Raw genomic sequence first — 20,438 nt, 5'->3', positions numbered from 1 at the left:
ATAAAACAAGTTATTAAGCCAGTATACACTTAGCTTTCCATCATCTCAATAAACATCATTCTTATCATGCTTAATCCCCAGCACATTAAGCACCGGGGATTAAGAAACTTATTATTAATTTGTTACTTTTCGCACTACCCCTGATTGTAACGAACGAATCTTCGTTTCCCCCGTTAAAGCCAAGGCTATTTCTACTTCTTCTTTTAATTGTGTTATGACTTTCTCTACTCCTGCTTGTCCATTTGCAAGGCCGTATACGAACAATCGTCCAAGTAGAATACTATCAGCACCAAGTGCAAGTGCTTTTATTACATCTGTGCCTCGACGAATTCCACCATCAAAGAGAATCTCAACCTCTCCTTTTACATCTTCAACAATGGCTGGCAACGCATCAATGCTACTAATTGAACCATCTAACTGTCTGCCACCATGGTTAGAAACAACGATGGCATCAGCCCCATATTCAACAGCTAGCTTAGCGTCTTCTGGGTGAACAATTCCTTTAACAACAATTGGTAGCTTCGTTTGAGCGCGAAGCCACTTTAGATGCTCCCACGTTAAGGTTGCGTTAAAAAGGCGGGAAGCTACTTCTTTAATCGCATCTTCCGTTTTAGTCACTGTTGCTTTCTGTAAGAACACAGGATCAGCTAAGTAATTACCTAATCCTTGTCCATTTCGTAACGGAAAATACTGATTTTGTTTATCTTGCTCTCTCCAGCCAAGCATCGGTGTATCAACAGTGACAAAAATGGCGGAGTATCCATTCTCTTCTGCTCGTCTCACAAAACTCAACGCAATTTCATCATCACTTGGCCAATATAGCTGAAAAAAACGTGGAGAGTCTCCCATTACCTCAGCAATTTCTTCTAACGAATAACTTGATACTGTACTTACAATAAAAGGAACATTATGGGCAGCGGCAGCTCTTGCTGAAGCTAACTCACCTTGCGGGTGAACAATTGTTTGAAACCCTACCGGAGCAAGCGCAAAGGGAACAGGAGCTTTGACACCAACAATTCGTTGTGTAACATCAATGGCCGATACGTCTCGCAACACGCGCGGGACAATTGTCCATTTCTTCAAACTACGCACATTAGCCAATAATGTTTCCTCTGCTCCAGCTCCACTTTGAATGTATTCAAACGCCCCTTTGTCTAAATAATCTTTCGCGACTCGTTCCCATTCTTCTGGTGACCTGAAGTGAATGTTTCCTGACATTCTCCCTTCCTCCTTCTAGTCTTTCTTCAATCTTGCTGCAACGCGGTTGCCGATTGATTGAATTCCCTGAACGAGGATAATTAAGATAATGACGGTTGCATACATGACTTCCGGTTCATAACGTAAATGACCAAAGCGATACGCCAAATCTCCTAAACCACCAGCACCAACTAAGCCAGCCATTGCCGTCGCTCCAATTAATCCAATTGTTGCGATCGCAAGACCTAGAATAAGTGAAGGACGTGATTCGCGAACCATTACGTGCCAAATGATATGTTGCGTTTTGATTCCCATTGCTTCGTACGCTTCAAGGACACCTTTATCAACTTCTAGCAATGCTGATTCCATAAGACGCGCAATGTATGGAGCCGTATAGACTACAAGAGGAACGATAACCCCTTTTACTCCCATCGATGTCCCTACAATAAATTTTGTAAAAGGTAAAATAAAGAACAGTAAGATAATAAACGGAATCGAGCGAATGACATTAATGACAATATTGAGACCTTGGTACACATACTTATTTTCTAAACTTTTATTTGGCCTTGTTAAAACTAACAGCGTACCTAACGGCAGGGCGATTAAAATGGAAATAATAAGTGAGATGGAAACCATCTGAAATGTTTCAATTGTTGCTTTCCAAATTGGATCTCCCCAACGATCAAAGAATTCGGTAAGTTGTAACATCCTATCTATTCACCCTTTCTACATGAACACCCTCTGCTTCTAAATAAGCAATTGATGCATCGGTTTGATCTTTGATTCCTTGTAAGTGAACAACCATCCGCCCATATGGTTCATTTTTCAATTGAACAATATTTCCTGATAAAATATTTGTATAAACATCAAATTTCTTTGCTACTTCAGCTAATGCAGGCTTTCCCGTTGAATGACCAACAAAGGATAAACGAATCACAGGACCTTGTTCACTAATTGAATTAAAAACTTCTGCTGGTATATCTTCAGGGAATAGACTGTTGATAAATTTCTTCGTTGTATTCGAATTCGCTTTCGAAAAAATATCGATAACATTTCCTTCTTCAATGACTTTCCCATTTTCCATTACTGCAACTCGATCGCAGATTTTTTGAACAACATGCATCTCATGTGTAATCAATAGAATGGTAATACCAAACTCTTTATTGATTTTCATTAATAAATTTAATATTGATTCTGTCGTTTCAGGATCTAAGGCACTTGTCGCTTCATCACTTAACAGCACATCTGGTTCATGTGAAAGTGCTCGTGCAATGGCTACTCTTTGTTTTTGTCCACCTGATAATTGGCCAGGATAAGAATCAGCTTTCTGTTCTAACCCAACAACTTCTAAATATTTTTTAACTCTCCCATCTATTTCAGCTTTAGGAATTCCTGTTAGTTTAAGAGGGATAGCAATGTTGTCGTATACCGTTGCTGTTTTTAAAAGATTAAACCCTTGAAAGATCATCCCAATATTTTGCCGTGCTTCACGAAGTTTGCTTTGTGACAAACCAGTCATTGTAACACCATTTACAATAATTTCACCTTCACTCGGTTTCTCAAGCATGTTCACACAACGAATGAGCGTACTTTTCCCTGCACCACTGTAACCGATCACACCATAAATCTCACCTTTTTTAACATGTAGTGAAACATCATCTAAAGCTGTAACCATTGTTTTTTTTGACGTAAAAGTCTTTGAGACATGTCTTAATTCGATCATATTCGTCAACTCCTTAATAGAAAAAGAGGGTGACTCTTCGTCACCCGCTCACAATTTTTATTCCCATGAAGCTATAACTGAACCTTCAAATTGCTCTTCAATGAATTGTTTAATTTCATCGGAATGGTAAATATCAATAAACTTTTGGACAACTACATCATCTTTGTTCTCTGTACGAACAGCTAGTACATTCACCCATGGAGAATCACTCGGCTCAATGAAAATTGAGTCTTCTGTTGGAACAAATCCATGTTCAATCGCAAAGTTTGTGTTAATCGCTGCAGCTGCTAATTCATCTAATTGTCTAGGAATCTGTGAAGCTTCTAATTCAATGAAATCTAGGTTATACGGGTTTTCAGTAATGTCATTGACTGTCGCTGTAACTCCTGCCTCAGGGTCAAGCGTAAGTAATCCAGCTTCTTCAAATAAAATTAAAGCACGTGCACCGTTCGTAGGATCATTCGGTAACCCTACTTTATCGCCTTCTTGTAATTCAGCCACATCACTTAACCCTATCGAGTAAATTCCCATCGGGAAGTTAACTGTTGTCGCCACTTCGATTAAATCTAAGTTACGCTCTTCTTTAAAGTTATCTAAGTATGGTTTATGTTGGAAGCTGTTAATGTCGAGTTCTCCCTCATCAAGAGCAACATTAGGCATTACATATTCAGTAAATACCGTCATATCAACCTCAAGACCTTCTTCAGCTGCTAACTCAACCACTTTTTCCATGATTTGCTCATGTGGACCAGCTGTTACCCCAACTTTTAATAGATCTTCTGATAATTCCCCACTAGTTGAATCTCCACTGCCACAAGCAGCAAGACCAATCATTGACAACGCTGTTAATGCTGTAATAAGTACTTTCTTCATATTTCTCTCCCCTTCTCTTTATATATTGTTTTTATATGATTCCACGGTTTCAATCCCGCGAACAATATCTTCTGTTGCAAATGATTCCCCATAAAATGGATTGACTCATTTGGATGTAATGTATGCAACGCTATTTTCTCTAAAGTCTGTTCGTTTGTCTCAAGACCAAGCTCACTTAAAGAAACTGGCAATCCTATTTTTTTAAAGAAGACTAATAGAGTTTGTAAATCTTTCAATTCTTTTTCTAGTGCCAATTGAACGAGAATACCATAAGCAACCTTCTCTCCATGAAGATAATAATGTGTACTTTCAAATTGTGTAAGTGCATTATGGATCGAATGAGCCGCTGCAATTCTTCCAAACTTATCACCAAGCCCGCCGACAAGTCCACCTGCAGCAATATTCGTTTCAATGACCTTCAATAAAGCTGGTGTTACTTCCTTCTTACTCAATGCTTCTAACGCGTCTTCACTTTCCTTCAGAAGTAGTTCCTGACAAAGGGAAGCAGCTTGTAACGATAGACGTATAGGCACTCGCATGTCATCCAAATGCTTAGTTAATGCTCTCGCTTCATACCATTTCGCTAATGTGTCACCGATTCCAGCACGTAAATAGGAGGCAGGTGAAGCCGCAATAATCGCTGGTTCTACTAGAACAATCCAAGGATTCTTCAAGTACTGGCAATACTTCACGTAATCGCCTGACTCTGTATAAATGACACTTAAGGGCGTCCATGCAGCACATTGAGAAGCAAGTGTAGGCAATAATATAACTGGAACATCTAACTCATTAGCCACTGCCTTGGCTAAATCGAGAACTTTTCCACCACCAAGACCAATGACCACATCACACTGGTCCTCATGCGCCCTCTCTTTTATGCGTGCAATTTCTTCTAATGAACACTCACCACGATATTGGTTAAAAACTACATCAACTTTATTAAAGGGAGGCAAATAGGACGTTGCAGCCTTTAACGACTTTTCGCCATGTACAAACAATGCCTTCTCTCTTCTACCCTCAATGATCAGACTCTCTAATTGGTCAAACACGCCAAGTTCGCAAGCATAATAACTTGGTGACGCTTGTACTCTTATTGACTTCATCTACTAATTCCCCCTTTTCTATGTCTCTTTAGAACATTAGCAGAAAAAACCAAGAAATTTAGTTGGTTATAACTCATTGTTCACATTATAAGAAAAAGTTGCAAATAATACAATTAGTTTTTTCAAAAAATTTTAAAAAGGGATAAATTAACCTTTTTGCCTGGTAGAATAAGCCTTTATAAAACGATTTCATGAATACTTCTATATCAGGAAAATTTTTGAATTTATTACCAAATGAAAATCAATTACAATAGCCCGACCATTATCTTAGTCAGGCTATCCTTCTTTAATTATTTGCTCTGCTGAAACCTTTGTAAACCATCTATAGTAAAGGCGAGAAAGATAATACGTCATTGAAAGAGTAATAAAACTCCAATACCAGGCCCATTTTTTATATTTAATTAAATCTGTGTATTTCTCAATAAAGATCTCAATGAAAGTAATGCTTCCACTATAAGCAAATATATATATGGCTTTTTTAAATCGGCTTCTTCTATCCGGATAATAAAGATTAAATAAGACGGTTATTGCTGGACAAATAAAAAATTCAAATACAAAGCTTGATTTGTTTGCTTTCTTAAAGAAGATTCGGTACGGATATTTGATTAAGCCTAACTCTACAACCAACAACCCAAAGAACCACGTAATCACTTGTTGAAACAAGAAAGAAATATGCGCTTCCCTCATTCTATTGCGTGGCACATATTTAGCTAATAAAATTAGCATCATTGAACTGGCACCGAGAACAATGAGATTATTGGTTCGTTTACTTGACATTTCTATCCCCCAATTACAATTGCGCCAAATGAGATTTCTTCCTTTTCCAAAAGATCTACAAAGTGAAGATGGTCATATTATGGCACAGTCAACGAAAATTATTTGCGATTGCAAATAAAAAAAGCCGAGGGATCCTCGACAAACCTTTTAACTGCGCGCTATATCCGTTGTAGACTTCTTTACAAATTCATAATACGGTTCGCCAACCAACGCTTTATTCATGTAAGAAGCTACTTCAATAAACGTATTTAAATCTTCTTTCGGTATTTTTTCAACTAACTCAACAATTCTCAGATCAGAACTTGCACTATGTTTATCAATAAATGTTTGAACAATCAGCCGACCTTTTTTTGTTAAATGCACTTCTTTCTTCCTAGCATCGATTCCACTCACGATCTTTACCAAGCCTCCTTCTTTTAATTTATCTAATTGGCGGAACACATTTGAAATATTTGCCTGAGCTAAATACGCCAAATCGGTCATCGTCATAATCGAATGAAAAGATAAAATCCACAAAATACGAAATCCCGGAAACGTTATATCATGCTCTTCTAATTGGTGCCTTATATCCGCTTCAATCTCAAAATTCAAACTTCTAATCAAAGCATACACTTCATATCCCTTAGCAAATTTAACTTTATCTAATCCCATATATCCCTCCTGCTTATGCAAGTCTATTACATTTATTTCCAATTATTCACACTTTAAACCGATACATCTTTTTCGAACTTTTTAAAAAAGCTAAAACACATGTCAAAAGTAACATGACATGTGTTTAACCCTTTTATTGTCCTTGACCAAGTGAATAACCTCGTTCATCGTTAAAGCGGTAAAGATTTTCAATCTTTATAAAATTAAGCCCTGCCTCTTCAATGTGATGCAATAGCTGAACAATATCAGCATTGTTTGCTTCTTGTCCTTCCCGAATCTGAAAACGACAACGCCAATGGTCTGTCGTGAACGTTTCAGGAAAGCCGTTCGGATACACTTTGACTCCACGATTTGTAATAACCGCTAAAGAAAATAAATCACCAGATAGCTTTTCTAACTTATGACCAATTTCATCTGGTGTGTCCTCATTATTAAATAGAAAAACATCAACACCATCTAATTCCCTTACAACATCAGACTTTTCACGATCCTTTACCATGGGAGCCAAGGTAAACGGTTCTGCCTTTGCCACTTCCTTGTATTCAACTGGTTCATAATGAACAGGAAGTTGCCCAAGTCGCTCCATAACTGCTTCAGCAAATTCCATTGTTCCAACTGAGCGCTTCCCCTTAGCAATATCTCCTGTATGCACCCCATCCTCTAACGTCTTTAACCATGCATTATGAACGCGTGATGCAATTTCAGGTTGTCCAATATGAACGAGCATCATAATTGCTCCATGGATCAGCCCCGAAGGATTGGCAATCCCTTTTCCAGCAATATCTGGAGCACTCCCATGGATCGCTTCAAACATCGCACACTGATCACCAATATTAGCAGAACCGGCTAAACCAACACTTCCTGTAATTTGAGCAGCGACATCAGAAGCAATATCCCCGTATAAATTAGGCATCACGATCACATCAAAATCTTGTGGAGAATCTGCTATCTTAGCCATTCCTATGTCAATGGTCCAATGTTCTGTTTCAATATCAGGATATTCCTCTGCCACTTCTTTAAATACTTTATGGAACAGACCGTCTGTCAATTTCATAATGTTATCTTTTGTAAAGCATGTGACTTTCTTTCGGTTGTTTTGCCTTGCATAGTCAAACGCATACCGGACAATTTTTTCGCTTCCAGGCCTTGTGATTAATTTTAAACATTGAACGACCTCTGGTGTTTGCTGATGTTCAATCCCAGCATATAAGTCTTCTTCATTTTCCCGAATGATGACAAGATTCATATCTGGATGCTTCGTTTCAACAAAAGGGGCATAAGAAATATTTGGCCTAACATTAGCAAACAGCCCCAACGTCTTTCGAATTGTTACATTTAAGCTTTTATATCCTCCACCTTGAGGAGTTGTAATCGGACCTTTGAAGAAAACTTTCGTACGTCTTAGTGATTCCCAAGCTTCTTCAGTCAACCCAGAGCTATTTCCTGATAAATAAACTTTCTCGCCAATCTCAATAAATTCTGGTTCAATCCTAGCTCCTGCATGCTCTAAAATCTTTAACGTCGCATCCATTATTTCTGGACCAATCCCGTCCCCTTTTGCAATTGTAATGGCTCGTTTTTGTTCCATCGATCAACATCCTTTCACCTAATAATGTCTGCTAATATGACTGTTATATAGTTCCTCAAGACTTAAGCCTTCTTCTTGGTTCATTGCAAGCTTAACCACTTTTGCCAATACATTCTCTTCCATCATTGAATGTAAATGCAACGAATGAACACGTCCAAACTGAGTTTCTTCAACTTCTTCATACGATTTCATCTGATAAAAGGCCATCGACTTTCTAACAATTTCTCTTATGCACTCTACATTTTGTTCATCAAAGCCCTTTATTTGACGTTTTGCATCAACTACAAAAGCTTGTAAATGAGTTGTCATAAACCGCCCCTAATGATATGATTTTTCTCTTACGAGTAAAAAGAACAATCTACCATTACCTTACCCATAAACGGAAGATTTTAACATTGATTAATAAATGATAAAATCCGACTATGCGTATCACAATATTATTTTTTACATGGTCCGTCGCAAACTTTCGTTTATCTCACATACTTTTTTGGAGGTTTAAGAAATGATTTCAATAAATGAAGGGAAAACAATGATTGGTGTTGTCGAAGAAGATGAGCTTAATCAGTACAACTATATTGCATTTATCAGCTTTGTTTTTGAAGAAAGAGATCGATACAATCAAGTTATTGAAGAAATCCAGAAAAACGTAGCATTGCGAGAAAGTCCTGGCATCGGTTACCTTAGCCAATACCGTATCAAATCACAACCAACTGACACTGTAAAAGTAAAAATTGAAGAGCAAGAATCATCGGTTAATGTCCACATCCACATAAACCGTGAGAATGAAGATGGATTGGAACTAAAAGGAGCCATTCAACCGAAAGGCGAAGGATTTCAAAGCTTTCTAACATTATTTAAACAAAAACAACATTTTCGTCTTATCATTAAAGATGAATCAACACAACGTATTACTCAAATTAACCGAATCGGAAGAAAAAATGAAGAAGTTGAAGTACTCGAGTTATAAACAATCGGAAATTATTTCATATTTGCTTTCTAGCTAAAGGATGGTATACTTATCTTGCGATGAGCTTATTTGCATAAGACGAGATTGACGCGCCGTCATCGGCAATGCACAATGTGGAGTGCTGTCTCTCGCAGCAAAGCGTAGAAAAAGACGCCTTACGGGGCGTCTTTTTTTTGACTTCAACTATCTTTTCTAACTATGACGATACAGGCTGAAAGACTCCTTGATTAACCTCATTAAAAACAACATTCATAAATGCTTCTGTAGGTGCTTTTAACACCGAATCACGGTGATAGACCAAATAAAAAAATCTAGATAAAATAAGATCTCTAATCGGATATGCTTTAAGAGATTTTAATTGAAGTTCTTTTTTAATAGAACTTTTAGAAATAATTGAAGTACCGATGCCGGCTTCAACAGCAACTTTTACAGACTCTGTACTACCAAGTTCAAGTACTATATTCAATTCATCAGGCTTAAGACCATTTTTTGTTAAATGTTGATGCATTACTGCTCTAGTACCAGAACCTTTCTCTCTCAGAACAAACGGCAAAGTAACTAATTCTTCGAGCGTAATATCGACTTTTTCCTCTGGAAAAAAATCAGACCTCGTAATGAGTACCAACTCGTCTTCCATAAAAGGTTCTAATATTAAATCGGGATCTTCAATAGGTGCTTCAATCATCCCAATATCAATTACATGATTCTTAATTTTCCCTAGAATTTTTTCTGTATTTGTTATTTCCACTTTCATGTCGACTAACGGAAAGTGTTCTTTAAATTCTCCCAACAGCTGTGGAAGAATATGTTCTCCAATCGTCAAACTAGATGCTAAACACATGTACCCATGTATTTCACCTAATAATTTAGAAATTTCTTTTTCAGCTGATTCACTAAGTTTAATTATTTCTTTTGCATACTTATTTAATATATTTGCTGCCGGTGTTAATTCTACTTGTTTTGTAGTTCTTTCAAATAGACTAGTATTTAACTGTCTTTCTAATGATTTTATATGGGAAGTGATGGTTGGTTGTGATAAATAAAGAGCCTTTGCCGATTCTGAGAAATTCTTTTTCTCTGCAACTGTAACAAAAGTCTTTAATTGTTCATAATTCACAAAGATCCCACCTTCTCTATTAGAAATAAGGGTCTGACTCTTATACTGTGGAACGAAGCTAAGTCAGACCCCGAGTCATTACCAGTTACGATGATCTAAATGAGCATATTTAGGTAGAAGTCTTACAGGCATTTTTAATGCATCTTTTCTAAATGGAGGAGCTAATTGAGTTCCGTCAACTTGAATATCAAGAACAACCGGTTTATTTAAAGCAATTGCCTCCTGAATCGCTGGACCTACATCTTCAGGTCTATCGACTCTTACTCCAATCGCTCCCATTGACCTAGTTACCTCAGCAAAATCTGGATTTTGAATGTCCGCTCCAACAAATCGATTATTATAAAAGTCTACTTGGTTTTTCTTTTCTGCACACCATGCACCATTATTAAACACACAAGCAACAACAGGAATATTTTCTTCAACAGCTGTACTAACCTCATGCAAGCTCATACCCCAGGCACCATCTCCAATTATGGCTAATACTGGGCTCGATGGATTCGCAAGCTTCGCTCCTAAAGCAGAAGGATAAGCAAAACCTGTATTCCCAAACGTTAAGGCTGCAATATGTTGACGACCTTTATTAAATTTCAAATAAGCATTTGCTGTAGATGACACATTGCCAATATCAGTTGAGATAATTGTATCTTCAGGAACAGCCTTTACAAGCTCTAACAATGCACGCCTAGGGTTAATTGGGCTTCCATCAACCATGGCTAAAGTTTCAAGTTCTTGTTCCCACTTTTCCTTTTCTCGTATAATGTCTCTAACTCTTTCTTGATTCTCTTTTCGATACGGTGCTTTTTCCTTTAATCGTTTTATTATTTCATGTCCAGCTGCTCTTGCATCACCTATAATTCCAACTTCGACAGGATGAGTCCGAGCAATGTTCCTTGGATTAATGTCTACTTGTATAATTTTTGCACTCTTAGGAAAATAATCAATATCATAACATGGAAGCGTTCCAAATACAGAAAGTCTCGTTCCAAGAGCAAGCACTACATCAGCTTCTTTTAATGTATTCATCGCAGCCTTAGATCCCATATACCCAATTGGACCAACTGCAAGTGGATGATATGCTGGAAACGCATCATTATGCATATAGGAAACAGCTACTGGTGTCGTTAGATGTTCAGCGATTTCTTTCACTACATCAATTCCATCCGAGTCCACGATTCCACGGCCCGAAATTATAACAGGATTTTCTGCTGAAAGTAATAAATCAACGGCTTTATCGATTGCTTCTAGCGAGCCACACCCTCTATTATCAACACGATATTGATGAGGGGCTAGAATTTGGTCCTCAATTTCACCATAAAAATAATCTCGTGGAATATCAAATAATACTGGACCTCGTTCAGCATAGGCTATACGAAATGCTGTCCTTAAGCAATCTGCAACACGACTTGGATGGGTTACACGAACGGTCTCCTTTGTAATTGCCTTAAATACTGAAACTTGATCACACTCTTGGAAACCATCCCACCCAATCGTTGGAGTTCCTGCAGAAGGTGATATCACAACCATCGGAGTATGAGCTTGATTCGCCGCCGCTACAGAAGTAACCATATTTGTAATTCCAGGTCCGTTTTGACCTATCACCACACCTGCTACACCACTAACCCTTGTATATGCATCCGCCATATGTGCCGCACTTTGCTCATGACGAACACCAATAAATCTTATTCCAGCAGCAGGTAATAAATCTAGCAAATCCATGAATGCAGAACCTAGAATACCAGAAATATGGTTGACCCCTTCAGCTACTAATGTTTCAACAATTGCTTCACTCGGTGTCATCTTCACTTTCGTTGCAACTTTCACTTTTGTTTTTTTCATTTTTACCCCTCCATTATTTTACTTGTTACGACGTACGTACCAGTTAGTTCACTGAATATTGAGAAACTTTCTTAAGCAGTTGCTTATAGATCTTTTCTACATCTGCATCAGTTGGTATTATTTGATTCGTTAACACCCCATTTCCAGATAAAGAATCTTGAACTAGAGTTGGGATACTTTCCTCAAATTCTGATGGCTTTATGTATTTGAAACCATCATTCCAAATGTTAAATCTTTCGTTATATCTGTGAACAATCATAAGTGCATCCTTCGCCAATTCCTCTTTATTCTTACTTCGTTCCACTCCTAGTGCCATGGCAATATTTGCATAACGTTCACGCGCTGCCTCCAACCCGAATTCAATTACAAACGGTAATAGTAACGCTACACTTAACCCATGAGGAATATGAAAGTGAGCTCCTAAAGGTCTAGCAGTAGCATGCGCTAAGTTAGTAGAGGAGTTTGAGAAAGCAATCCCCGCATAACAACTAGCTAATAACATTTTCTTTCTAGCTTCTTCATCTTTTCCATTGTCATAGACTCTTGGTAATGCCTCTCCCACCATCTTTATTGCCTCTAAGGCATAATGATTACTAAGCTCTGTTGCTCGAGTGGATACATAAGCTTCCATCGCGTGTGCCAAAGCATCAAGACCTGTATACACGGTAAAATGTTTAGGAAGACTCATAGTCAAATTGGGATCTAATATCGCAACATCAGGAATCAATTTTGGATTTCCTGGGTTCTTTTTTATATTACTTTTAGAATCGGTAATGACCATTACTTTTGTCGCTTCTGAACCCGTACCAGCAGTAGTCGGTATGGCGATTAAAGGTAATCTCTTTAAATCTCTTTTCTGTTCAATTTCATCTAAAGTTATTCCCCTATTAATAGCAAATACAGAGATGGCTTTCGCTAAATCTATTGAACTACCTCCTCCCATCGCAACAATACAGTCTGCACCACAAACATTTATCTTTGATATTGCTTCATCTAAATGTTCAGTAGTAGGCTCTCCCCTAAAATCTGAAAAACAGGTAATTTCCAAAGAATGTTTACGACAAATTTGCTCAAGTTGATCTTGATAATTTAATGGACTTTGTGTTAAAAAAGCGTCTATAACTATGAATAAATGAGTGGCACCAAAATCTGATGCTATTTGACCTAGCTTCTGAACACTGCCGAACTCGAGGTTAATCTCCTTTGGTACGTGCAATGAGGACATTTTGCACACCTCCCTAATAGTAAATAAAACGTTTAAATTTTCTTTATTTATTTTTAACGTAACTAGGCGGATCCCTAGTAAAGTTTCTCACAACCTCCATCTTACCAGCCTCCTTATTCAACTTCCTATCTCATTAAACCCACTAACCATAATGATATTTCCGGAATATATGTTATTAACATTAAAACTACTATCATAGCCAATAAGAATGGACCAATTCTACTGATGACTGTTTCTATCGGCGTTTTCGTTACCCCAGCTGCGACAAATAAGTTAACTCCAACAGGTGGCGTAATGAAACCTATAGCTAAATTGAACACCATAATAATGCCAAAATGTACAGGATCTACTCCAATCATTAATATAATTGGTAGTAAAATTGGTGTTAGTATTACAATCGCCGCAAGCGCTTCTAAAACTAAACCAATTAATAATAGGAACACATTTAATAGTAAAAGAATAACAAACTTATTCTCACTAATACTTAATACGAATGACGCAACTGTCTCCGCAATTCTTTCAACTGTAATGAGCCTTCCAAATATTGTTGCCATAACGATAAGGAGAATAATTACAGAGGAAGTCATACCAGCCTTTACTAAGCAATGATAAAGTTGCTTTATACTTAAATCTTTATAAACGAACATCCCAATAATTAATCCGTAAGCAGCCGCAATTGCTGCTGCCTCTGTAGGAGTCATGATTCCACCATAAATACCTCCTAATATTAATACAGGAACTAATAATGCTAATTTAGCATCCCATGCTGCTAATGTTGCCCCTTTCAAACTAAATGATGTTGTTTCACCTTGCCAATTATTCTTCTTGGATATGACAAAGGCAAAAAGGAGAAGAACCAAACCTGTTAATACTCCCGGTAAAATACCTGCGATAAATAATTGTGAGATTGATTGTTGCGACATTACGCCATAAATGACAAATGGATTACTTGGAGGAATAATTACACCGATTGATCCTGCTGCTGCAATAACAGCTGTAGCAAACCCTGGATGATAACCTTGCTTAATCATAGCTGGAATTAGTAGTGTACCAATGGCAGCGACAGTAGCTGGACCAGAACCACTAATAGCAGAAAAAAACATACTCGTTACGATCGCAACAAGGGCAAGCCCCCCTGGTAAAAAGCCTAGCAAGTGGTCTGAAAGCTTTAACAACCTTTTAATTAAACTTCCCCCACCCATGATAAGACCAGCAACAACAAAGAAAGGAATCGCCATGACCGGAAAATTATCAATACTTGTAAAAGCAGTCTGTGAAAAGAAATTCATAGGAATAACATTTGTTGCTAACACCGCTGCCAATGTTGAAATTCCTAAAGCAAAAGCAATTGGCATGCCTATAATAATGAATAGAGCAAAATAGCCGAATAAGATTAATGCTACATTGGCACTTGATAACCACAATAGAGGAAAACCAAGAATACTAGCTATACCAATAGACATAGCGATATCTTTAATTCTCGCTCCTTTAAGATCGATGACAATATTCTGGACAACTCTAATCATAATTAGTGCAAAGCCAAGTGGGACAGCTGCATATGGAATAACCATTGGAATTCCAAGCGCTGGTGAAGTCTGATTATTTGCCCATTGCATTAGAAGTGTTGCATAACCATTTTCAATAAGGATATAACTAAAATAGATGATAAAAATTGAATTTGCTATATTGATCGACTTTCTTAAATCCTCTGACAATCTACCAATAAAAAAGTTCACTTGGATAGATTCTCTTCTTTTTATGGCAAGGCTTGCTCCCAAATAAGATATCCAAATAAAAATATACCGTGAGACTTCTTCTGTCCAAGTCGTAATATTACCAATTTCAAGAAAAGGTAGTAAATATCTATTTAGTACTTGAGCATTTATAAACAAAATGAAAGTGAGAAAACCTAATACAATAAAAACTTCTTCAAAGTGATGATCAATCAGTTGTATCACTTTTTTAAATCTGCTAGGTTTGCCTTTATTCTGATTATAAGTGATATCAATTTCCTCGGTAGTTATGCTCTCTTCTGTATTCATCAGTTCACCCCCCTTTCACTCACTATGGAGCAGTAGCTAGTTTCTGCTCCATAGTGAGAAGAAACAATTTTAGTTATTAAAAATATCTTCTCTTGTTTTCCCAATCGTTTCTAAAATTAAATCTACATATTCTGGCTCAGCTTTACCTGGAACAACAAATTCATCCCAAACAACCTCTACTTCATTCTTCCACTGTTGGTACTCTTCCTCTGTCGGTTCATATACTTCAATTCCGTAGTCAATAAATTGTTGTTTGGCTTCTGCTTCCCTTTCATTTGCTAAATCACGTTGCCAACTAACAGCTTCCTGACCTGCTTCCATAACAATTTCTTGGTGTTCTGATGATAAGTTATCAAAAATATCTTTATTCATTACGACAATATCTGAGCTATAGTTGTAATTAACTTCCGTTGCATAATCTAACACTTCCTGATGCTTTGTATCCCATAATAATGAATAGGAATTACCTTCAGCCTCAACTGTTCCTTGCTGAAGCGCTGTAAAAACCTCCGCCCAAGCTACTGGAGTAGGATTAGCTCCCCATGCCGTATAATCTGCAATTTCTACTGGAGAGTTAGTTGTACGCACCTTTAATCCTCGTAAATCATCGGGAGTTCTGACTGGTCTAACATTATTTACAACTTGACGAAAGCCGTAATCTGGGAAGAAAATTACTTTAAAACCGGAATTCTCTAACTCTTCTCGGACAATTTCGCCTGCTGGACCATCAACTGCCTTATAAACTTCATCTTTGTTTTCAAAAATATAAGGGAGATCCCAAGCGATAAATAAATTGGTGAAACTAGACATATTAGGAGTAGATGAGCTAGCTAAATCCAATGTCCCTTGCTGAGTCCCCTCAATTACTTCACGGTCACTACCAAGAGTAGCATCATGAAAGGTCTCAATGATTAAACTGCCGTTTGACTTTTCCTCAACTAATTCAGCAAATTTATCGATTCCTTGTGATACTGGGTGATTAGCAGATTTTGATTGTCCTAAACGTAACTTGACTGTTTGTTCAGTTGAACCATTTTGTTCATTACCTTTACTTGATTCACTTGAACTATCACTAGCTCCACAAGCTGCTAACGTAAGAACCAATACACATAGAAGAAGGTACGCAATTATGTTACTTTTCCTAAAGTATTTCATCAAAATCTCCCCTTTTCTTTTTTTGAATACGCTTACATTTTTCCTATCTTAAAAATTAGACTTAATCTGTTACTTTTTTCGCTTTGTTTTAATACGAAAAGCATACATATCAGGTCTAAAAACACTCGTATAATATTCTACCGGTTCTCCATTTGCATTTGTGATAAGCCTTTCTACATAAAGGATGCTAGATCCTGTTTTCACCTCAAGTAAATGTGCATCTTCATCGCTAACTTCTTTGCAAGAAATGAATTGTTCAGCCTCATTCAATTCAACACCTAAATTTTTCTCTATTAAGTCATAAATAGTTTCTCTATTTAAATCATATTTAGCTAATGCTAACCCTATCTCTTTATTATAATGATGCCTTTCAATTGCAGTCGGTATAGAATCAGAAAACCTTAGCCTTTCTATTCGATAAATTTCATCGGTTTCAAGCATATCTATAATATGACTTTGATTTGAGACAATGCCACATTTTAAAAGCTTCGTTCCTGGTTCCATTCCCATATTCTTAACTGTTTCAGTAAAGCTATTAAGAGATGATAACCACTCTTGAACTGGTGATTGTTCTGAAATAAATGTCCCTTTACCATGAACTTTTTTTAATACTCCTTCGTTAACAAGTGCAGTTATAGCTTCTCTAATCGTTGTCCGACTAACTGAAAAACGCTCCATCAGATCCCTTTCACTAGGTATCTTATTCTGATAATGTCCTTCGTTAATCTCTTTTTCAATTATATTACGAATTTGAATATGCAATGGTACAGGGTTATCTATATTGATTTTCATAGTTGGCAACTCCTTTTTCTATCTCATCCCTTAAACTCATCATCACGTCCGTACCAGTTTGCCAATACAATATTTGTTAGGCTACCAATATTATAGCAACTAAGTTAGTAATAGGCAATTTATTTTTTGTATTTTCTGAATAATTGATAATCACTTCCTGAAATAGAACTTATCACATATTATAATATATACTTTGTATCGCGGTTATTATTGCTACATTATATATCTCCTCTATTGTACAACCTCTAGAAAGATCATTGCTAGGTTTGTTTAGTCCCAGAATAATAGGACCGATTGCCTGATATCCTCCTAATCTCTGTGCAATTTTATACCCAATATTCCCTGCATCCAGATTTGGAAAAATAAATACATTTGCTTCCCCTTCTATCGGAGAAAGTGGAGCTTTTTTCTTAGCGACCTCAGGTACAAATGCAGCATCAAATTGCAGTTCACCATCTATTAGTAAATCCGGTCTCTGTTCTTTTATAATCTTACTAGCCCTAGAACTTTTAATGTTTCTTCTGAAATAGCTGATCCTTTCGTTGAGAAACTTAATAAAGCAACCTTTGGAATTATACTGAATGCATATGCAGCCTCAGAAGCTAAAATAGCAATGTTCGCCAGTTCTTTACTATTTGGTGCAATATTGATCGCACAGTCAGAGAATAATAATTTCTTATCGCCTTTCACCAAAATGAATACACTTGATATCTTTTCAATTCCTCTTCTCATTTTAATGATCTTTATAGCAGGTAAAATTACATCTTTTGTCGCGTATTCAGCACCACTAACTAAGCCTTGTGCCTTATTACAATGTACTAGCATTGCAGCAAAATAATTCCTTTCAAGTAACATTTTATGAGCTTCCTCAAAAGATACTTTTCCTTTTTGAAGTTCAACAAAAGTCTCCACATACTTTTCTAAATTACCAAAAGTTGTTGGGTTTATAATCTCTATGCCATCATGAACTAAATTTAGTTCTTCTATTTTTTTCAAGATAGCTCTTTCATCACCTATAAATATAGGTTTAAGAACTTTTTCTGTAGATAAACGGCATCCAGCAGTTAACACTCTCTTATCTAACCCTTCTGGAAAAACAATACTTGGTCGATATCTTTTTACATGGTCACTCAAGTCTTGAAAAAAATTCCTCACATGATTCCCCCTCTCGTGCAACTTAAGCTGTTGCAGCAATCATGATCGTTCTGCTTTATACCTATTATAGTAATTCCATTTATAAAATAGTTATTATAAAAGAGGAAGAAACTTATTTAAATTTTAAATAGTTGTTTCACATGGTGATAAACCCTCCAAAAAGATATACCATGGATATACTTACAACTCCCACAGATAACGCTGCTGCCAATCCCACATAAAATGGCCTCATTCCTAATCCCTTAAACACTTTAAAACTTGTAGATAAACCAACCGCAGCCATTGCAACACCCAAAATATACTGTGAACCTAGTAAACTTAACATTTGATAAAATGCCATCCAAGAATCCTCTGTTAAAATCCCAAATGCCATCCCGCTTTTGGTTAAACCAGCATCTCCAAACGTTCTAATAATAGAAAAAAGTAGAAAACCCAAAACAAAAAACGGAAACAATTGATACCACTTTGCTGCTTTATAAGCTTCACCTGCCTTATTCTTTTCTTTTCTTAAAAAGAAGTATGTCATTATCGGTATGACAGCAACGATAAACACATTTCTTGTTAGCTTTGTAATTGTAGCAACATCGACGACTTTTTCAACCTGAAACGTTTGATCAAATATTAAGGCTGCTCCTGTAACTTGTGCAGTATCATGAATGGCAGTACCTAAAAACAATCCAGCTCTAATTGGATCATCTCCAAATAATAAGAATGCTAAATAAGGATAAGCTAACATCCCAATTAATCCAAATATTGTAATATTAGCAATCGCATACGATACTTCATCATCCTTTGCTTTAATAGCTGGCGAAGTTGCCATAATCGCTGTAACACCACATATCCCTGTTCCACAAGCAGTAAGTGTCGCTAACCGATTTGACTGGTTTAATTTTTTTGCTAGCCATAAAGTAACTAGTAATCCACTTGCAATACATACTAAAATAATCGGAACTCCCCACATCCCTAACTTCAAAGCATCTAACAAACTTAGCCGAATTCCTAATAATATAATTCCTGCTTTCAAAAAAAACTTTATGGCGTATTTCACACCTATTTCAAACTCACTTTTTAAACCGACGACATTTCTGATTAGAATCCCTAATAAAATTGCTACAAAAATTCCGGAAATTGGATTCGAACTTTCGGCAGGAAGAATACCAAAGTTAGTTAAGAAATTCCCTAACAAATAAGCAAAAAAGATACCAAGCAGCATAATTACAATGCACAGTAAAATACCAGGAAACGCTTGTAAGATAAATAATGCTTTTCTTTGTTCTGGCTCTTTAACAATTTGCTTTTCCATTATTTTTGCAGATTCCATAATCCTCCTCCTCTACTGGTTTATTAAACAGTATCATGAAGAGAGAAGGAAAAGTTATTGTGCTTTCAGATGACATTTATTCAATATTTAAATAGATTTCTATTCAACCCTACATCTAATTACCATTTCATAATGACGAAATGATTAAGTATATCCCTGTCACACTTAAAATAAGATACATAATTCTTTGAAATAAATGTTCATTAATGTAATGAAATAACTGATGTCCAATAAACATTCCTACAAATGTAATTGGTAATAGCCATACAGACGCCACCCATATTTCTTTTGTAGTCGAACTGAATACTAATTGCATACTTAAGCTGATTGAATATACATATAAATAAAAGGTTAAAGTTGTGCTTCGTATAACCTCCTTTTGAATACTAGCTCCTATAAAATAAATAATAATAGGCGGACCTGGCATGCCGATGCTTGTTGTTAGCAATCCCGAAAAGCCACCAGCTAAACCATCTTTTCTAATTGATCTTTTTATATGGAAACTTAAAAACAAGAGAATGGTTAAGCCAATTATTAATAACCCAGTAACTACTTTTAGAAGTTGGGCATCTAAATAAATAAAAATGAGGATACCAATTGGACAGCCTAAAGCACTTCCTACTATAAGTCTTTTTAGTAATGATTTATCTACTTCTTTTCTTACACGTGGAACGAGAAATATTGAAATAACAATTGATAAAATAATATTTATTTGAATTGCTACATGTGGTTCAAATACAAATAGAAGAAACGGGGTGGCCATAATTGAAAAACCAAATCCCGTGCAAGCTTGCAAAATTGCCGCAACAAAAACTATTATTGAAGCTAGAATGATATTTTCCATTTGAACACTACCTTCTTATAGTAATAAAATCTGATAGCCTTTTTCCACTTTTATTTTTAATCACCTTGTTAT

The 20,438-nt window shown here is 36.5% G+C and carries 18 protein-coding genes and 1 pseudogene; 1 reads left to right on the top strand and 18 read right to left on the bottom strand.

The features are described 5' to 3' along the window. Positions 1-114: 114 nt before the first annotated feature. The 9 genes from BkAM31D_RS07275 to BkAM31D_RS07235 form a co-directional block, all read right to left on the bottom strand. Positions 115-1,218: an alpha-hydroxy acid oxidase gene (locus tag BkAM31D_RS07275; protein WP_066152558.1), complete on the bottom strand. Its 1,104-nt coding sequence runs from the start codon at positions 1,216-1,218 to the stop codon at positions 115-117. A 15-nt stretch (positions 1,219-1,233) separates the two neighbouring features. Beyond that, positions 1,234-1,905, bottom strand: a complete 672-nt coding sequence (locus BkAM31D_RS07270) for a methionine ABC transporter permease (RefSeq protein ID WP_066152561.1) — start codon at positions 1,903-1,905, stop codon at positions 1,234-1,236. A gap of 1 nt (position 1,906) precedes the next feature. Further along, a complete protein-coding gene (locus BkAM31D_RS07265) occupies positions 1,907-2,920 on the bottom strand; it encodes a methionine ABC transporter ATP-binding protein (RefSeq protein ID WP_066152565.1) in 1,014 nt (337 codons plus the stop codon). A gap of 57 nt (positions 2,921-2,977) precedes the next feature. Beyond that, entirely contained in the window at positions 2,978-3,793 is an 816-nt protein-coding gene (locus tag BkAM31D_RS07260) for a MetQ/NlpA family ABC transporter substrate-binding protein (RefSeq protein WP_066152568.1), read from the bottom strand. Further along, on the bottom strand, positions 3,790-4,896 hold the full coding sequence (locus BkAM31D_RS07255) for an iron-containing alcohol dehydrogenase family protein (protein WP_085449753.1): 1,107 nt from the start codon (positions 4,894-4,896) through the stop codon (positions 3,790-3,792). The genes BkAM31D_RS07260 and BkAM31D_RS07255 overlap by 4 nt, the downstream gene beginning before the upstream one ends. A gap of 276 nt (positions 4,897-5,172) precedes the next feature. Continuing rightward, positions 5,173-5,673, bottom strand: a complete 501-nt coding sequence (locus tag BkAM31D_RS07250; RefSeq protein WP_066152574.1) for a CBO0543 family protein — start codon at positions 5,671-5,673, stop codon at positions 5,173-5,175. A 147-nt stretch (positions 5,674-5,820) separates the two neighbouring features. Beyond that, positions 5,821-6,324 (bottom strand): MarR family winged helix-turn-helix transcriptional regulator, encoded by a 504-nt coding sequence (locus tag BkAM31D_RS07245; protein WP_066152575.1) that lies wholly within the window; start codon positions 6,322-6,324, stop codon positions 5,821-5,823. Between the two features lie 133 nt (positions 6,325-6,457). Beyond that, positions 6,458-7,912: an NADP-dependent isocitrate dehydrogenase gene (locus BkAM31D_RS07240; RefSeq protein WP_066152577.1), complete on the bottom strand. Its 1,455-nt coding sequence runs from the start codon at positions 7,910-7,912 to the stop codon at positions 6,458-6,460. Between the two features lie 18 nt (positions 7,913-7,930). Next, a complete protein-coding gene (locus BkAM31D_RS07235; protein WP_066152580.1) occupies positions 7,931-8,221 on the bottom strand; it encodes a DUF6407 family protein in 291 nt (96 codons plus the stop codon). 193 nt (positions 8,222-8,414) lie between these two features. Here BkAM31D_RS07235 and BkAM31D_RS07230 point away from each other — a divergent pair, with 193 nt between their 5' ends. Beyond that, complete coding sequence (locus BkAM31D_RS07230) at positions 8,415-8,879, top strand: hypothetical protein (RefSeq protein ID WP_066152583.1); 465 nt, start codon at positions 8,415-8,417, stop codon at positions 8,877-8,879. 196 nt (positions 8,880-9,075) lie between these two features. Here BkAM31D_RS07230 and BkAM31D_RS07225 read toward each other — a convergent pair whose 3' ends face one another. The 9 genes and pseudogenes from BkAM31D_RS07225 to BkAM31D_RS07185 all read right to left on the bottom strand — a co-directional run bounded on the left by BkAM31D_RS07225 (position 9,076) and on the right by BkAM31D_RS07185 (position 20,366). Further along, positions 9,076-9,996 carry a selenium metabolism-associated LysR family transcriptional regulator gene (locus BkAM31D_RS07225; RefSeq protein WP_066152586.1) on the bottom strand — a complete coding sequence of 307 codons (921 nt, stop codon included), beginning with the start codon at positions 9,994-9,996 and terminating at the stop codon, positions 9,076-9,078. Between the two features lie 78 nt (positions 9,997-10,074). Further along, positions 10,075-11,832, bottom strand: a complete 1,758-nt coding sequence (xsc, locus tag BkAM31D_RS07220; protein WP_066152589.1) for a sulfoacetaldehyde acetyltransferase — start codon at positions 11,830-11,832, stop codon at positions 10,075-10,077. Positions 11,833-11,875: 43 nt separating this feature from the next. Next, the gene (locus BkAM31D_RS07215; protein WP_066152591.1) at positions 11,876-13,057 is read right to left on the bottom strand and encodes an iron-containing alcohol dehydrogenase; all 1,182 of its coding nucleotides are present in this window, start codon (positions 13,055-13,057) and stop codon (positions 11,876-11,878) included. A gap of 125 nt (positions 13,058-13,182) precedes the next feature. Next, on the bottom strand, positions 13,183-15,099 hold the full coding sequence (locus tag BkAM31D_RS24690) for a TRAP transporter large permease (RefSeq protein ID WP_084372102.1): 1,917 nt from the start codon (positions 15,097-15,099) through the stop codon (positions 13,183-13,185). A 69-nt stretch (positions 15,100-15,168) separates the two neighbouring features. Continuing rightward, positions 15,169-16,254 (bottom strand): TRAP transporter substrate-binding protein, encoded by a 1,086-nt coding sequence (locus BkAM31D_RS07205; RefSeq protein ID WP_066152594.1) that lies wholly within the window; start codon positions 16,252-16,254, stop codon positions 15,169-15,171. Positions 16,255-16,323: 69 nt separating this feature from the next. Next, on the bottom strand, positions 16,324-17,046 hold the full coding sequence (locus BkAM31D_RS07200; protein ID WP_066152597.1) for a GntR family transcriptional regulator: 723 nt from the start codon (positions 17,044-17,046) through the stop codon (positions 16,324-16,326). A 172-nt stretch (positions 17,047-17,218) separates the two neighbouring features. Continuing rightward, positions 17,219-18,201: pseudogene (pta, locus tag BkAM31D_RS07195) on the bottom strand (phosphate acetyltransferase). A gap of 136 nt (positions 18,202-18,337) precedes the next feature. Next, complete coding sequence (locus tag BkAM31D_RS07190) at positions 18,338-19,522, bottom strand: YeiH family protein (protein WP_235820371.1); 1,185 nt, start codon at positions 19,520-19,522, stop codon at positions 18,338-18,340. A gap of 127 nt (positions 19,523-19,649) precedes the next feature. Then, positions 19,650-20,366: a sulfite exporter TauE/SafE family protein gene (locus BkAM31D_RS07185; protein WP_066152603.1), complete on the bottom strand. Its 717-nt coding sequence runs from the start codon at positions 20,364-20,366 to the stop codon at positions 19,650-19,652. Between the last annotated feature and the right edge of the window lie 72 nt (positions 20,367-20,438).

The organism is Halalkalibacter krulwichiae (genome assembly GCF_002109385.1).
Lineage (GTDB): Bacteria > Bacillota > Bacilli > Bacillales > Bacillaceae_D > Halalkalibacter > Halalkalibacter krulwichiae.
The sequence above is the reverse complement of the archived record's forward strand: the minus strand, read 5'-3'. Positions and strand labels throughout refer to the sequence as shown.

Coding starts and splice junctions, on each gene's coding strand:
- BkAM31D_RS07245 (WP_066152575.1), bottom strand. CDS start 6,324: ATGGGATTAGATAAAGTTAAATTTGCTAAGGGATATGAAGTGTATGCT.
- BkAM31D_RS07200 (WP_066152597.1), bottom strand. CDS start 17,046: ATGAAAATCAATATAGATAACCCTGTACCATTGCATATTCAAATTCGT.
- BkAM31D_RS07240 (WP_066152577.1), bottom strand. CDS start 7,912: ATGGAACAAAAACGAGCCATTACAATTGCAAAAGGGGACGGGATTGGT.
- BkAM31D_RS07260 (WP_066152568.1), bottom strand. CDS start 3,793: ATGAAGAAAGTACTTATTACAGCATTAACAGCGTTGTCAATGATTGGT.
- BkAM31D_RS07185 (WP_066152603.1), bottom strand. CDS start 20,366: ATGGAAAATATCATTCTAGCTTCAATAATAGTTTTTGTTGCGGCAATT.
- BkAM31D_RS07250 (WP_066152574.1), bottom strand. CDS start 5,673: ATGTCAAGTAAACGAACCAATAATCTCATTGTTCTCGGTGCCAGTTCA.
- BkAM31D_RS07265 (WP_066152565.1), bottom strand. CDS start 2,920: ATGATCGAATTAAGACATGTCTCAAAGACTTTTACGTCAAAAAAAACA.
- BkAM31D_RS24690 (WP_084372102.1), bottom strand. CDS start 15,099: ATGAATACAGAAGAGAGCATAACTACCGAGGAAATTGATATCACTTAT.
- xsc (WP_066152589.1), bottom strand. CDS start 11,832: ATGAAAAAAACAAAAGTGAAAGTTGCAACGAAAGTGAAGATGACACCG.
- BkAM31D_RS07255 (WP_085449753.1), bottom strand. CDS start 4,896: ATGAAGTCAATAAGAGTACAAGCGTCACCAAGTTATTATGCTTGCGAA.
- BkAM31D_RS07205 (WP_066152594.1), bottom strand. CDS start 16,254: ATGAAATACTTTAGGAAAAGTAACATAATTGCGTACCTTCTTCTATGT.
- BkAM31D_RS07275 (WP_066152558.1), bottom strand. CDS start 1,218: ATGTCAGGAAACATTCACTTCAGGTCACCAGAAGAATGGGAACGAGTC.
- BkAM31D_RS07235 (WP_066152580.1), bottom strand. CDS start 8,221: ATGACAACTCATTTACAAGCTTTTGTAGTTGATGCAAAACGTCAAATA.
- BkAM31D_RS07270 (WP_066152561.1), bottom strand. CDS start 1,905: ATGTTACAACTTACCGAATTCTTTGATCGTTGGGGAGATCCAATTTGG.
- BkAM31D_RS07190 (WP_235820371.1), bottom strand. CDS start 19,522: ATGGAATCTGCAAAAATAATGGAAAAGCAAATTGTTAAAGAGCCAGAA.
- BkAM31D_RS07215 (WP_066152591.1), bottom strand. CDS start 13,057: ATGTCCTCATTGCACGTACCAAAGGAGATTAACCTCGAGTTCGGCAGT.
- BkAM31D_RS07230 (WP_066152583.1), top strand. CDS start 8,415: ATGATTTCAATAAATGAAGGGAAAACAATGATTGGTGTTGTCGAAGAA.